14 protein-coding genes are annotated in these 13792 nt (G+C 63.1%); 5 read left to right on the top strand and 9 right to left on the bottom strand.

Translation table 11 applies throughout. The features are described 5' to 3' along the window. Positions 1-53: 53 nt before the first annotated feature. Complete coding sequence (locus X744_RS168225; protein ID WP_023756837.1) at positions 54-1010, bottom strand: LysR substrate-binding domain-containing protein; 957 nt, start codon at positions 1008-1010, stop codon at positions 54-56. A gap of 176 nt (positions 1011-1186) precedes the next feature. Between X744_RS168225 and X744_RS168230 the strand changes: the two genes are divergently transcribed. After that, positions 1187-1477: a DUF1127 domain-containing protein gene (locus X744_RS168230; protein ID WP_023756836.1), complete on the top strand. Its 291-nt coding sequence runs from the start codon at positions 1187-1189 to the stop codon at positions 1475-1477. Between the two features lie 144 nt (positions 1478-1621). Here the strand turns inward: X744_RS168230 and X744_RS168235 are convergent, their stop codons facing one another. The 5 genes from X744_RS168235 to X744_RS168255 all read right to left on the bottom strand — a co-directional run bounded on the left by X744_RS168235 (position 1622) and on the right by X744_RS168255 (position 6270). Further along, positions 1622-1843 (bottom strand): type II toxin-antitoxin system HicB family antitoxin, encoded by a 222-nt coding sequence (locus tag X744_RS168235; protein ID WP_050589468.1) that lies wholly within the window; start codon positions 1841-1843, stop codon positions 1622-1624. A 247-nt stretch (positions 1844-2090) separates the two neighbouring features. Then, complete coding sequence (locus X744_RS168240; RefSeq protein ID WP_023756834.1) at positions 2091-3122, bottom strand: DUF937 domain-containing protein; 1032 nt, start codon at positions 3120-3122, stop codon at positions 2091-2093. A 100-nt stretch (positions 3123-3222) separates the two neighbouring features. Then, positions 3223-4596: a glutamate--cysteine ligase gene (locus X744_RS168245; protein WP_023756833.1), complete on the bottom strand. Its 1374-nt coding sequence runs from the start codon at positions 4594-4596 to the stop codon at positions 3223-3225. Positions 4597-4856: 260 nt separating this feature from the next. Continuing rightward, the gene (locus X744_RS168250; RefSeq protein WP_023756832.1) at positions 4857-5591 is read right to left on the bottom strand and encodes a 16S rRNA (uracil(1498)-N(3))-methyltransferase; all 735 of its coding nucleotides are present in this window, start codon (positions 5589-5591) and stop codon (positions 4857-4859) included. Positions 5592-5622: 31 nt separating this feature from the next. Then, a complete protein-coding gene (locus X744_RS168255; protein ID WP_023756831.1) occupies positions 5623-6270 on the bottom strand; it encodes a hypothetical protein in 648 nt (215 codons plus the stop codon). 89 nt (positions 6271-6359) lie between these two features. Here X744_RS168255 and X744_RS168260 point away from each other — a divergent pair, with 89 nt between their 5' ends. Together X744_RS168260 and X744_RS1000000175865 are read left to right on the top strand one after the other, a co-directional pair. Next, positions 6360-7058 (top strand): type 1 glutamine amidotransferase, encoded by a 699-nt coding sequence (locus tag X744_RS168260; protein ID WP_023756830.1) that lies wholly within the window; start codon positions 6360-6362, stop codon positions 7056-7058. A gap of 293 nt (positions 7059-7351) precedes the next feature. Next, entirely contained in the window at positions 7352-7483 is a 132-nt protein-coding gene (locus X744_RS1000000175865) for a hypothetical protein (protein WP_280948931.1), read from the top strand. Positions 7484-7504: 21 nt separating this feature from the next. On the opposite strand, the gene X744_RS168265 is transcribed toward X744_RS1000000175865, so the two are convergent. The 3 genes from X744_RS168265 to X744_RS168275 form a co-directional block, all read right to left on the bottom strand. After that, complete coding sequence (locus tag X744_RS168265; RefSeq protein WP_023756828.1) at positions 7505-8296, bottom strand: metallophosphoesterase; 792 nt, start codon at positions 8294-8296, stop codon at positions 7505-7507. Between the two features lie 161 nt (positions 8297-8457). After that, positions 8458-9594: an alpha-hydroxy acid oxidase gene (locus X744_RS168270; RefSeq protein WP_023756827.1), complete on the bottom strand. Its 1137-nt coding sequence runs from the start codon at positions 9592-9594 to the stop codon at positions 8458-8460. Between the two features lie 19 nt (positions 9595-9613). Then, positions 9614-10417, bottom strand: a complete 804-nt coding sequence (locus X744_RS168275) for an FCD domain-containing protein (protein ID WP_023756826.1) — start codon at positions 10415-10417, stop codon at positions 9614-9616. Positions 10418-10627: 210 nt separating this feature from the next. Here X744_RS168275 and X744_RS168280 point away from each other — a divergent pair, with 210 nt between their 5' ends. After that, complete coding sequence (locus X744_RS168280) at positions 10628-11950, top strand: DUF3422 family protein (protein ID WP_023756825.1); 1323 nt, start codon at positions 10628-10630, stop codon at positions 11948-11950. Positions 11951-12229: 279 nt separating this feature from the next. Then, complete coding sequence (locus X744_RS168285) at positions 12230-13726, top strand: FAD-linked oxidase C-terminal domain-containing protein (protein WP_023756824.1); 1497 nt, start codon at positions 12230-12232, stop codon at positions 13724-13726. Positions 13727-13792: the final 66 nt, after the last annotated feature.

Here is a 13792-nt window from a genome sequence, read left to right as displayed (position 1 = left end):
CGTCAAGGTGGCCGCTCTCGGCCAGGCATTCATAACCCGCATGCCTGACCCGCCTACCAGCCGGGCAGGATCTGGTTCGGCTTGCTTCTCCGCAGCTTCGTGAAGGCGAGCGCTGCGAAATCGAATGTCCCGGTGTCCTCGCTGAGCGGCACGGAAATATTGTCGAGGCTTTCCGAAATATGGCGGGCGAGCGCGTCGACGATCTCGGGTCGCGACGTCTGGCCGCGCATGATGCCGATACGGCAATCGGGCAGGGCGCCGAAGCCGTCGGCCTCACCCAGCACCCGCATGCCTGGCCGCAGCGCGCATTCCGGCAGCACCGAGATCGCCAGGCCGGAAAGCACCGCGGCGGTGATGACAGTGGCCGAGAAGCTGGTGAACAGGATGCGATAATCGCGGTTCTGCTGGTCGAGCACATCGACTGCAGCGCGCCGCCAGATGCAGTTCGGCCGGCCAAAGGCCATCGGCAGCGTTTCCTGTTCATGCGTTGCATGGTTGGCCGAGGTGACCCACAGCAGCGGTTCGCGCCGCACCACCTCCGACTGGCCGCGAACGTCGTTGTGCGTCACCAGCGCCAGGTCGAGATTGCCGCGCTTGATATGCTCGACAAGCCCCGGTGTCGGCTCGCAGATGACAGTCAGTTCGACGCGCGGATTGGAGCGCGTGAACCGCGCCATGATTTCCGGAAGGAAACGGTCGGCATAATCGTCCGGCGTGCCGATGCGGATCGTGCCTTCGAGCCGCCGATCATCAAAAGCGGCGAGCGTCTCGCGGTTGAGATAGAGCAGCCGGCGCGCGTAGGACAGCAGCTTGTCGCCTTCCTCGGTCAGTCTGTTGGTGCGCCCGTCTTTCTCGAACAGCGGCTTGCCGATCCGCTCTTCCAGCCGGCGCATCTGCATCGACACCGCCGACTGCGTCCGGTGCACCTCTTCGGCCGCTCTGGTGAAGCTGCCGGTGTCGGCAATCGAGATGAAGGTCTGCAACTGATCGAGATCGAGAGGCGATTTCATCGATATGATCCATCACTAGTGTTGATGCCTAAGATTAGAAACATTCGTTGGATTAATCAATCGCATCATGTCAAATTCGCATTGTCCACATGAAAGCATGTGAATTGGGACCGGAACCGCCGCTGTTGTCAGCGCCGATTGCTGGCCTTGCTCGTTCGAGTCTGAAGGAGACCGACATGACCACGTTTGATTTCGCCACCGAGACCTCGCGCATCACCTCGCGTCCGGCCGTTGCGACGCGCGTGGCAAACACCATTTCCAACGTCTACCGCGCCTGGAAAAACCGCCGCGCCTTCTATCGCCTGGGAGAGATGTCGGACGCCGAACTCGCCGATATCGGCCTGACGCGCGCCGACCTGCATGTCGCCATCGACGTGCCGTTTGGCCGCGACCCGACGGCGATGTTGCGCGAAATCGCCAGCGATCGCATCGAGACGATCGAGGATTTCGCCCGCAAGGTCGCTTGATCGACAGCTTGTTGTTCAGGTTGCTTTGAACCTCTTAGAGGTTCGGCGCGACTGAAAAGTATGCAGGCCCCACTCCCTGCCGGATCCCCGCCGGCCGCCTGCACTCTGCCCGGTCCTCCCAGGACCGGGCTTTTCTTTTGGCAGTCAGGCGAATGCCAGCTTTCGCGATGGCCTTGGTATCGATCTGCCGAGCTCGTGCGCGGCCTCTATCCAAGATGCTATGGCGTCCTGGACATTCGCGATGGCCTCTTCAGGGGTGTCGCCGTCACTCACGCAGCCTGGCAGATCAGGCACCAAAGCCGAAAACCCCCCTCCGTCCTCTGCAGAAAGTGGCGCAATGACGACGGGATATTCAAGTCTGTCCATCATGTCTCTTTGCCTCGTCGATAAATGCCACGAGCTTTCGAATATATACGGGTTTGATCGGCCGTTTGAAAGGCACGGTCAAAATATCGGTTATTGCCGAATGATAGACCTTGTAGTGTGAGCCGCCTGACCTTGGCGGCACGCATTGGACACCAGCCTCGTCACAAACCGCCTTTACATCGGCTATCGACCAGTCGCCGCGCGGGTTGCGGCGCATCTGCTCCAGTCTCTTACCCACGGATGTCGACTACCGCCGGTCCATGTCGCGCTTGAACTGGTCGAAGATCGTTTCCACGCCCTTCTGGTAGTCGTCACGCTGCTGGGCGCCGGTCTCGAACATCTTGCCGAACAGGTCGTCGAACGGATTCTTCGGCCGACCGCTCGGATTGGTCTGAGGTGCCTGACGTTGCTGTGGGGGCGCTTGAGGCTGTTGCGGCGCCGGCTGGCCGCCCGGGACGCCGAAGCCGCCACCGCCGCCTTGCCGCAACATCTCCTCGAAGATCTTTCCCAACGGATTATCGCCATAGGGGCTCTGCGTCTGCTGTGGCTGCGCCCGGCCTTGCGACTGCGGCTGAGGCGTACCGCCGCCGAACATGTCCTGCAGCACCTTGCCAAGCGGGTTGTCGCCATAGGGATTGGGTGCCGGCTGCGGCTGGCTTTGCGGTTGGGGCGTTCCGCCCCCGAACATGTCCTGCAAGACCTTGCCGAGCGGGTTGTCCATCGGGTTCTGGGGCTGCGGCGTCTGACGTGGCTGCGGCGCCGGGGCCTGCATGCCACCACCTTGCCGCATCATCTGCTCGATGATCTCGCCGAGCGGATTGTTGCCGCCACCGCCAAAGCCGCCGGCGGCTTGCATCTGATTTGTCGTTTGCTTGAACAGCCCGCCCATGACCATCGAGGCGATCGCCGGTAGCATCTGCTGCAGGATCTGCTGGTTGACACCGCTCGCTTGCGCCGCCTGGCTGGCCACCGCGCGCGACAGATCCTTCGAGCCGAACAGGTGCCCGAGAATGCCGTTGCCCTCATCGACGCCCTGCGGCGAGAAGGCCCGGGTTGCGTCCTCGAAATACTTGGCGTGCTGGCCGCTGGCCATCGCCGTCATGAAGGCGCCGAGCCCATAGGGGTCGGCGGTGTTGCGTTGCAGCCCCTGCGAAAAGGCCGGCAGCAATGCGGCAACCGCCGCCTGGGTCTGCTGCATCGAAAGCCCGTATTGCTGGGCAAGGGCCTGCATGCCGTTGCCGTTCTGGGCCTGCGTCAGCATGTCGAACAAGGTAGGCATCGGCGTCTCCTCCGGAAATCCTCGCCGAAGAAGCCTAGTTTGTTTCGACTTCCGATTGAAGCGGCTTTTGCCGATCGATCGGCTGCGTCAAATCCGAGGGCTAATAGGCATATTCCATAAAGACCGGCTCGATCGAGCCGCCCCAGCGCGTGTGATAGGCTGACAGCATCTCCTCGGCGCTGGTTGTGCCGCGGGCGACGACCTCGTCCAAAGTGTTGAGGAAGGAGGTCTCGTCATAGCCGTCGCGGTTCTTCTTGCCGCGGTTCTTCAGCCCCATGCGCGAGATGACCAGCACGTCGCGCGCGATTTCGCGCAGCGTGGCGTTGCGGAAGGGCGCGGAAATGCCTTGTTCCGGCACCGCGTTGCGCATCGCCAGCGTTTCTTCATACGTCCAGCTCGAGGTCAGCGCCTCGGCGGCGTCCAGCGCTGCCTCATCATAGAGCAGCCCCACCCAGAAGGCCGGCAATGCGCAGATGCGCCGCCATGGCCCGCCGTCGGCGCCGCGCATCTCGAGGAAGCGCTTCAGCCGCACGTCCGGAAACAGCGTCGACAGATGGTTTGCCCAGTCGCCCATTGTCGGCAGCCCGTCCGGCACTTCATTGCGCGCGGCCCCGGCCATGAACTGGCGGAAGGTGATGTGCGTCATGTCGTGATAGTGGTCGTCGCGGATGACGAAATACATCGGCACGTCGAGCGCCCATTCGACATAGTCGGCGAAACCGAAATCGGGTGAGAAGCAGAATTCGAGCAGGCCCGAGCGCTGGTTGTCGGTGTCGCGCCAGATGTCGCCGCGCCAGCTTTGCAAGCCGTTCGGGTGACTTTCGGTGAAAGGCGAATTGGCGAACAATGCCGTCGACAGCGGCTGCAGCTTCAGCGACACCTGCATCTTGCGGCGCATGTCTGCCTCGCTCTCGAAGTCGAGATTCACCTGGATCGTGCAGGTGCGGTACATCATGTCGAGGCCCTTGGTGCCGACCTTGGGCATGTAGCGCGTCATGATCTCGTAGCGCGATTTCGGCATTTTCGGCGTCTCGGCCAGCGACCATTTCGGGCTGCCGCCGAGGCCAAGAAAGCGGATGCCCATCGGCTCGGCGATCTCGCGCACCTGCGCCAGATGGGCATTGCCCTCGCGGCAGGTCTGGTGGATCGTCTCCAGCGGCGCGCCGGACAGCTCGAACTGGCCGCCGGGTTCCAGCGAAATCGCACCCTGGCCGGTCGGTTCGACAAGGCCGATGATGCGGCCATCATCGATGATCGGATCCCAGCCGAGTTTTGACTGCATGCCTTCGAGGATGGCGCGGATGCCGCGCTCGCCGCCATAGGGCACAGGCGCGTTGCCGTCGACATAGAAGGGGAATTTCTCGTGCTCGGTGCCGATGCGCCACTTGTCGCGCGGCTTGTTGCCTTCGGCCAGATGCTCGACGAGTTCGTCGACACCTTCGATCGGGCGGAAATCGGTTGTATCGCGCGCCATTTGTAAGCCCTCAGCACATGACCGCGAAAATCTGCTTTCGATTTTCGGAAGGACCATGAACCCAATGAAATGCTACAGCGTCCTTTGTGTGTCCGAAAGGACGCGTGGCGCTATAGGACGATCGGACGATCGCCGGCGCTAAATGGACGAAATGTCAGCAGACGAGCAAGCGAAAAATCCTGAGCCACAGGTGAACAGGAATTGAACGGTGACGACGGTTCTTCCTTCTCCCACAAGGGGGGAGAAGGGAAGGGGGTAGCTCACCAGTCTCCAACCGTCGCCTGCATCACCGCGAGCGCGGCCACCGCGGCCGTGTCGGCGCGCAGGATGCGCGGTCCGAGTGGAATGGCGGTGACGAAGGGCAGGGCGCGCAGCATCTTGCGCTCGTCGTCGGAAAAACCGCCCTCCGGCCCGACCAGCAGGCCATGCTTCTTTTCCTTGACCGCCTGCAGCGCGGGCAGCGGATTGTTGGTCGAGGCATCCTCGTCGCAGAAGATCAGCCGCCGTTCCTTGTCCCAACCGGTCAGCAAACGCTCGAATTTTTCCGCTTCGAGCACTTGAGGCACCGCCAGGATGCCGCATTGTTCGGCGGCTTCGACGACATTGGCGCGCAGGCGATCGATCGAAGGCTTGGCCACTTGCGTGTGCTGGGTGATGACCGGCTGCAGGATGCCGGCGCCCATCTCGACCGCCTTCTGCACGAGATAGTCGAGGCGGCCCTGCTTCAGCGGCGCAAAGCAGTAGATAAGGTCGGGCAGCGGCGGCTGCGGCCGTTGCAGCACGGACACTTTCAGCCGCACCGCCCTTTTTGTCTTCGCCGCAATGGCCGCCGACCATTCGCCGTCGCGGCCGTTGAATACCAGGATTTCGGCACCTTCGCCGAGCCGCAGCACGTGCAGGAGATAATGGCTTTGCTGTTGACCGGCCTCAAATTCGATGTCTGGCCGCAGATCGTCGGGCACGAAGAGACGTTGCATCTTGTAGTTGGCGCGCATTGGCGAGGAATGAGCGAGCCGGCCGCCGGCGTCAAGCCTCTGCCGACGGATGCCACACGGGTCGAAAGCCTTGCCGCAGCACGGCAAGCGTCGTGGCCGGTGTCAGCAGCGAGAGCGTCTTGCCTTCGAGCAGGGCGAAATCGGCGGGTGGGCCATATCCGCCAAAAGACCAACGCAGTACCTTGCCGCCGCGCAAGGCATAAGCGTCGCCGCCATCCGCGATCAGGGCGCCGTCCGGCAGGCCGGCAAGCTCCTCAAAGGCCACCATCGCCAGCCGGCCGCCCGACGCCAGCCGCTCCTTGTGCAGCCGCTTGTCGACTTGCGGGGCGCGCGGCTCGGCAATGCCGAAAGCTTCGCCGAAGCGGCCGACGAAATCCTTGGCCTGTTCGCGCTGGCAAAAGAAACAGGGGCGATGCCCGGCCGCCAGTGCCGTCACCTCGTCGAGGAAGAACAGCTCGGTCCAGCCCGCTCTACCGCCCTCCCGGTTGCGGCCCATCGGCTCGCGCCGCACATTGCGGAATTGGCAGACGCAGATGATCCAGGCCTGAAGCGCCCAGCGCTTCTTCAACAGCGTCTTCGTCTCGGGATCGTGGATGATGCCGCGATTGCCGGTGAACAGCCCGCGCTCGGGTACGGCGTGGATGACACCGAACGGATCAACCCGGTTCTGCAGTGGCATAGTTTTCTCCCGCAATACCCACCTTGGCTGCAATACAGACGGCATGATATCGCTCGTCGCATTCATTTTCATGTCGGCAGGGTTTTGCGATGCGGGTGCTGGTGGTCCAGAACTACGACAATACCGGCCTTGGTCAGGTTGGTGCCGCGCTTGCGGAGGCGGGCGCCGATCTCGATCTGCGTCTCCCCTACAAGGGCGACAGCCTTCCGGACGACGCGACCGGGCATGATGCCATGGTGGTCCTCGGCGGTGGCCAGAATGCGCTGGCCGATGACGAGTACCCCTATTTCCCGGCACTGCTCCAACTGACCCGCGATTTCGCCGACAAGAATCGCGCCGTGCTCGGCATCTGCCTCGGCGGCCAGCTCGTTGCCCGTGCCTTCGGCGGCGAGAACCGCATCGGCGGCGCCAACGAGTTCGGCTGGCGCGGCGTGTCGCTGACGCTGGACGCCAAGGCCGATCCGGTGCTGGGCGCGCTGCCGGAACAATTCCCGATCTTCCAGTGGCATGACGACACCTTCGTGCTGCCGGAGAACGCCGTGCGGCTAGCCGGCAACGATGTCGCCGAGAACCAGGCGTTTCGAGTCGGCCGCGCGGTCTACGGCTTCCAGTTCCATTTCGAGGCCGACCGGCCCATGGTCAAGGACTGGAGCACGTCCTTTGCCCCGATCATCGCCGCGCGCCACCCCGATTGGGCCGGCACGCTCGACGGCGAAATGGCCCGCAACGGGCCCGACGCGGACGCTGCCGGCCTCGCCATCGCCCGTGCCTGGGTGGCGACGATCTGAGCATCCGTCCCTCAGGGCCTCGCCGCGTGACATAATTGGCACGCGGTGGCGAAACCGTTGGGGAAAACCGCTTTCATCCTTGGCTTGTGTCCGCCCGCTATCCTAGAAGGCGCGCGCTCCGCATCTTTTGTGCAACCGCGATGAACCTTTGGTGTGACCGGCGCGACACACCGTCGATACAGAACGTGCCTAGAAGCGCAAAATCGTCGAAATTTTGAAGCGAATTCTCCGTTTCAACGCATTGGTAACCGCCTCGTGCACAGATGCAGAAAGCTCAACAAGAGATGACCTCCGTGAAAGCAGCGCTTCTGTCCTTTGCCATGTTGTCCGCCATAGTGCTTTGCGGTCTGGGTATCTATGCCGCAGACGCGGCCAACAACCACAACGCCGTCGACGGCTACGGCGTGACTGCCTCGCTGCACTAAAGCCGAGCGTCGACGCAGCGCTCAAGCTTCCCCTATTTTCCCAGGTTTCTTGATCGTCATCGTCAGGATGCGTTTGTCCGAGCCGTCGACGACGAGCGCGGTCAGCATGCCTGATTGCCAGGCAAGCGTGTCGACATTGACGCGGTTGGCCATCACTTCCGCCTCCGGTACCGGCGTGTGGCCGTGCACCACGATCTTCGGATAGAGGCCGGTGTGATCGTGGAAGACGTCGCGGATCCAGATCAGATCCTGCGGGTTTTGCCTTTCCAGGGGGATGCCCGGCCGGATGCCGGCATGGCAGAAGAAGAAATCGCCTAGCGTCACTGAAAACGGCAGCGACCGCAGGAAGTCGACGTGGCTTTGCGGCACGGCCTCGACCAGAGCCTGATGTCCTTTGCGCACGGCCGCCTCGGCCTTGCCGAACCACGCGCTGGCGCTATCGCTGATCGCCACGCCGTAGGACTGCGCCGTCTGGATGCCGCCAAACCGGATGAAAAGTCCGTCCGGGTCGGGCCTATTGAGAAAATCGAGAAAGCCGATGTCGTGATTGCCGGCCAGCATCAGATGGCGCGGGTCGCGCTCCCGCGCTTCGATCAGGAAGTCGATGACACCCTTTGAATCCGGACCGCGATCGACATAGTCGCCAAGATGGATGACACGCCAGTCGGCGGGCGCCTGCGTCTCGATCTCGGTCTTGATGCGCTGATGCATGGCAGTCAGCAGGTCGAGCCGGCCATGCACGTCGCCAATCGAATAAACACGCACCCCCTCCGGCCCATGCGCGTCGAGAAAGTGGATACCGGTTTCCGCCAATTTCTCATTGTCTCCGTGATCAGGCTGTCACGGAACTCTAGAGCAGTTCCAGGAAAATTGTGAAACGCTTTTCCCGGAAAAAGCGCATAGCGATTTCACTTGGGAACAGCGACAAAACAAAGAGATAGAGCGTTTCTGCGTTTCGTGAAACGACGCCAGCTCTAACGCCGGAGCTGGTCTTTGCCCATGTCGGTGACCAGACGCTTTCCGCACAGCGCCAGCGTGATGTCCATCTCCTTGCGGATGATTTCCAACGCCTTGGTAACCCCTCCCTTGCCGAGCGCACCCAGGCCGTAAAGAAATGGCCGGCCGATATAGGTGCCCTTGGCCCCGAGACAGAGTGCCTTCAGCACATCCTGGCCGGAGCGGATGCCGCCATCCATATGCACCTCGATCGTGTCGCCGACCGCATCTGCGATCTCTTCCAGCACGCCGATCGATGAGGATGCGCCATCGAGCTGGCGTCCGCCATGGTTGGAAACGATGATCGCGTCGGCACCGGTCTTGGCCGCCATCAGCGCGTCTTCCTTGTCGAGAATGCCTTTGAGGATCAGCTTGCCGCCCCAGCGGTCCTTGATCCAGGCGACGTCCTTCCACGACAGATGCGGATCGAACTGCTCCGCCGTCCACGATGCCAGCGAGGACATGTTGCCGACGCCTTTGGCGTGGCCGACAATGTTGCGGAAGGTCCGCCGCTTGGTGCCGGCCATGGCGGCACACCAGCGCGGCCGGATGGCCATGTCGACGATGTTCGTCAGCGTCAGCTTGGGCGGCGCCGAAAGCCCATTGCGGATGTCCTTGTGGCGCTGGCCGAGAATCTGTAGATCGAGCGTCAGCACCAGCGCCGAGCATTTCGCCGCCTTCGCCCTGTCGATGAGGTTGAGCACGAAATCCTTGTCGCGCAGCACGTAGAGCTGGAACCAGAACGGTTTGGTGGTTACGGAGGCAACATCTTCGATCGAGCAGATGCTCATCGTCGACAGGGTGAACGGCACGCCGAATTCCTCCGCCGCCTGCGCCGCCAGCATCTCGCCATTGGCGTGCTGCATACCGGTCATGCCGGTTGGCGCCAAAGCCACCGGCATCGACACCTTTTCGCCGATCATCGTCGATGCCAGCGAACGGTTGTCCATGTCGACAAGAACGCGTTGGCGGAACTTGATCTTCTGGAAGTCCTCTTCGTTGGCGCGATACGTGCTTTCGGTCCACGAACCGGAATCGGCATAGTCGAAGAACATCTTCGGCACGCGCCGGCGCGCGAGGTCCTTGAGGTCGGCGATGGTCAGGATGTGGCTCATGGGCTTCCCGTTTCGACAGTTAGGAGCGTTTGCGCGCAGGTTCGGTGTCGGTGGCGACGACACGCTGTTTCAGCCGCAGCCTTGAGACGCGCTGCCAGTCGCCGCTGCGCTCGGCCTCCGCCATTGACCGTTCGACATAGGTGATGTGGTCCATCGCCGCTTGCCGGGCAGCGGCCGGGTCGCCGGCCTTCACCGCCGCATGGATCGCCCGGTGCTGCGCAAGCAGCGCCTCGCGCGCGCCAGGCACGCTGAACACCAGGAGCCGGTTCTGGAACACACCTTCCGACAACAGCCGGTAGCAGGATCGCAGCGTGTGCAAAAGGATGATGTTGTGCGCGCATTCGCAGATCGCGTGGTGGAACTCGACGTCGATTTCAGCCTCGTCGTCGAAGTCGCCGGTCCGGTGCGCATCGTCCATGCGTGCCATGATCTTGTCGAGCAGGGCCATGTCGTCTGGAGTGGCGCGCCGCGCCGCGTATTCGGCCGCCACCGCTTCGATCTCACGGCGGTATTCCAGATAGTCGATCACAGCCTTGCGGTGCATCGAGATCAGGTCCGTCACCGGCTTGGTGAACAGCTGGCCGATGACATCGGCGACATGCGTGCCGCCGCCGGGCCGTGTCGTCAAAAGGCCGCGCCCTTCCAATGCCTTCAGTGCATCGCGCAGGATCGGCCGCGACACGTCGAACTGGCGTGCGAGCTCGCGCTCACCCGGCAACCGGTCGCCGGTGCGCAGCACGCCTTCGAGGATGAGGCTCTCGATCTGGTGCACCACCTCGTCGGCGGTGCGCGAATGCTCGATCCTGGAAAAAATGTCGCTCAACTCGATGCCTGGAAGGTGACCCGCTGTCGCGCAGGATAAAGCCTGCGTCGCCAACTGGTCAAATTATTTATCCCCTTGGCCGAAGCATGTCGATTTTGCCGCCGGGCACCATGTCATCTTCGGCTAAACTTTGTTGTTTGCGTCACCGGGCTATTGGTTCTAGAGGGACGCGAGGGCAAGAGGGTTCAAAGAAACCCCGGGGGACAAGCCGTGTCAGACGACCCGTCCAATCTCGAGTTCCAGCCGCGCGCCAAAGGCAGCGTCATGGGGTTTCCCGCGCATGAGGGCCGGCCCGGCGCGCTCGGCGAGGTCCATGCCCGGCCGCATCCGCTGATCGAAAAGCCGCGCGTGCTGGTGCAACTCGCCTTCATGACCGAGGGCGGTTCCGGCGTCGACCACGCGGTGCTTTCGGAACTGTCGCGACGCCTCGGCATCGCCGCACCCGACCGGCAGGCCCGTCATCATGCCATGAAGTGGGGCAAGGGTTCGCTGCGCTGGGAGCGGCACACCGAATTCTCGACCTATCTGTGGGAAGGGCCGCTCTCCGAGAGCGGCAGGACGCCGGAAGATTCGCCATTCGGCAACGGGTTTTCGCCGCCGGGAACCGTCATTTCGGGCATTCGGCTCGAAATCCGCAAATGGACGCAGGTCAGCGAAAGGCTGATCGCAGGCTTTGATCCGACCAGCCTGTGCTACTCGCTGGTCGAGCGCGGCAACGCCGCCATCGTCACCGATTTCCGCCAGGATGGCGACGGCATGACCCGCATGCTGGTGCTCGACCGCGGCCTGACCCCGGCGCGCACCGGCGCACTGTCGCAGCGGCTGATCGACATCGAAACCTATCGCACGCTGGCCATGCTCGGCCTGCCGTTGGCTCTGAACCTGTCCGGCCGCGCCCGCCGCATCGAGGACCGGCTGGCGCAGACCACGTTGGAGATGAAGGTCGCTCAAACCCGCGACAGCCAGACCTTGCTGGCCGACCTGACGGAACTTGCCGCCGAACTGGAAGCCGACGCGGCGTCGAGCCTTTACCGCTTTGGTGCCAGCCGCGCCTATGACGGCATCGTCGGCGAGCGGCTGGAAGCGCTGGAGGAAGAGGCCGTACCCGGCTACGACACCTGGGGTGGGTTCCTGCAGCGCCGCGTCGCACCGGCCATGCGTACCTGCCGTTCGGTTGAGGAGCGGCAAGCCAATCTATCGCGAAAACTGACCCGCGCCACGACGCTGCTGCGCACCTGGGTCGATGTCGAGGTCGAGAAGCAGAACCGCGACCTGCTCGCCTCGATGAACAACCGTGCCCGCTTGCAACTGCGCCTGCAGCAGACCGTCGAAGGGCTCTCGGTCGCCGCCGTCTCCTATTACGTGGTCGGCCTCATCGGTTATGTCGCCAAGGGCGCCTCGATCTTCGGCCATGCCTTCGCACCGGAGGTTGTCACAGCTGCTTCGGTGCCTGTCGCCATCCTGCTGGTCTGGTGGGGCGTGCGCCGTGTGCGCCGAATGCACTCCGAGCCCGGCAAGCTGGCGGGGGAGTAGATTTGCTCACCCTCCCCCTTGTGGGGAGGGTCGGCTCATGATCGCAGCGAAGCGAAGATCGTGAGACGGGGTGGGGGTCCTCGTAGAGCGCCGCGCTGACCCCCACCCCGCTCACTTCGTTCGCGACCCTCCCCACAAGGGGGAGGGCAAGACAGCGGCAGATTGCCGCTGCGGAAGCTGTCTCGTCGGTGAGGCTGGACTTCGCACCACCGCAGCATTTGCAACCAGCGCGCTTCACTGGTAAATGATTTTGACCAGTCAAGCGAAACGAGGCTGTTGATGTCCGGCCTGGCCATGCCGAAACCAGACGACGCGACGATGCGCCGGCGCGATGAGATCGTCGCCGACATGCGCATTATCGTGCAGGGCGAGGGCGTCGTCGACGCCGCAAATTCCATGCGCGCTTTCGAGAGCGACGGCCTGACCGCCTATCGACAGCTGCCACTGGTTGTCGTTTTGCCGCAAACGGTGGCGCAGGTTTCCCGCGTGCTGAAATATTGCAACGACCGCAACATCCGCGTCGTGCCGCGCGGCTCCGGCACCTCGCTGTCGGGCGGCGCGCTGCCGCTGGAAGATGCGGTGCTGCTGGTCATGAGCCGTTTCAACCGCGTCCTTGCGATCGATTTTCCCAATCGTGTCGTCATCGCCCAGCCGGGCGTCACCAATCTCGGCATCACCACCGCCGTCGAGCAGGAGGGCTTTTACTACGCCCCCGATCCATCCTCCCAGATCGCCTGCTCGATCGGCGGCAACGTCGCGGAGAATTCCGGCGGCGTGCACTGCCTGAAATACGGCCTCACCGCCAACAATGTGCTCGGCATCGAGATGGTGCTGATGAATGGCGAGGTGGTGCGGCTGGGCGGCAGTCACCTCGATGCGGAAGGCTACGACCTGCTTGGCATCATGACCGGCTCGGAAGGGCTTCTCGGGGTCGTCACCGAGGTCACCGTGCGCATCCTCAAGAAGCCGGAGACGGCGCGCGCTTTGCTGATTGGTTTCCCGACCAGCGAGCAGGGCGGCCAGTGCGTCGCCGACATCATCGGCGCCGGCATCATTCCAGGCGGCATGGAGATGATGGACCGACCGGCGATTCACGCGGCCGAGGATTTCGTCCACGCCGGCTATCCCCTCGATGTCGAGGCGCTGCTGATCGTCGAGCTCGACGGACCGGGCGTCGAGGTCGATCATCTGATCGGTCTCGTCGAGGCCATCGCCTACAAGAACGGCTCGACCACCTGCCGCATCTCGCAATCCGAGCAGGAGCGGCTGAGCTTCTGGGCCGGCCGCAAGGCGGCTTTCCCGGCGGTCGGCCGCATCTCGCCCGATTATTACTGCATGGATGGCACCATCCCGCGCAAGGAACTGCCGCGCGTGCTCGCCGGCATGCGCGAACTGTCGGAGAAATACGGTCTCGGCGTCGCCAATGTCTTTCACGCCGGCGACGGCAATCTGCACCCACTGATCCTCTACGATGCCAATGTGCCGGGTGAGCTCGACAAGGCGGAAGGCTTTGGCGCCGACATATTGCGACTCTGCGTCAAGGTCGGCGGCGTCTTGACCGGCGAACACGGGGTGGGCGTGGAAAAACGCGACCTGATGCCGGAAATGTTCACCCAGGTCGACCTCGACCAGCAGATGCGCGTCAAATGCGCCTTCGATCCCAACCATCTGCTCAACCCCGGCAAGGTCTTCCCGCAGCTCCGCCGCTGCGCCGAACTCGGCCGCATGCACATTTCCGGCGGCAAGCTGCCGTTTCCGGACATTCCGAGGTTTTGAGGGACATGTCGGCGCTTGAACACCCCCCTCTGTCCTGCCGGACATCTCCCCCTCAAGGGGGGAGAT

Origin of the sequence: Mesorhizobium sp. LNHC252B00, from assembly GCF_000502955.1 — a bacterium.
Classification (GTDB): Bacteria; Pseudomonadota; Alphaproteobacteria; order Rhizobiales; family Rhizobiaceae; genus Mesorhizobium.
Note: the sequence above shows the minus strand (reverse complement) of the source record. Positions and strands in the feature narration are given on the sequence as shown.

Coding starts and splice junctions, on each gene's coding strand:
- X744_RS168225 (WP_023756837.1), bottom strand. CDS start 1,010: ATGAAATCGCCTCTCGATCTCGATCAGTTGCAGACCTTCATCTCGATT.
- X744_RS168230 (WP_023756836.1), top strand. CDS start 1,187: ATGACCACGTTTGATTTCGCCACCGAGACCTCGCGCATCACCTCGCGT.
- X744_RS168235 (WP_050589468.1), bottom strand. CDS start 1,843: ATGGACAGACTTGAATATCCCGTCGTCATTGCGCCACTTTCTGCAGAG.
- X744_RS168240 (WP_023756834.1), bottom strand. CDS start 3,122: ATGCCTACCTTGTTCGACATGCTGACGCAGGCCCAGAACGGCAACGGC.
- X744_RS168245 (WP_023756833.1), bottom strand. CDS start 4,596: ATGGCGCGCGATACAACCGATTTCCGCCCGATCGAAGGTGTCGACGAA.
- X744_RS168250 (WP_023756832.1), bottom strand. CDS start 5,591: ATGCGCGCCAACTACAAGATGCAACGTCTCTTCGTGCCCGACGATCTG.
- X744_RS168255 (WP_023756831.1), bottom strand. CDS start 6,270: ATGCCACTGCAGAACCGGGTTGATCCGTTCGGTGTCATCCACGCCGTA.
- X744_RS168260 (WP_023756830.1), top strand. CDS start 6,360: ATGCGGGTGCTGGTGGTCCAGAACTACGACAATACCGGCCTTGGTCAG.
- X744_RS168270 (WP_023756827.1), bottom strand. CDS start 9,594: ATGAGCCACATCCTGACCATCGCCGACCTCAAGGACCTCGCGCGCCGG.
- X744_RS168285 (WP_023756824.1), top strand. CDS start 12,230: ATGTCCGGCCTGGCCATGCCGAAACCAGACGACGCGACGATGCGCCGG.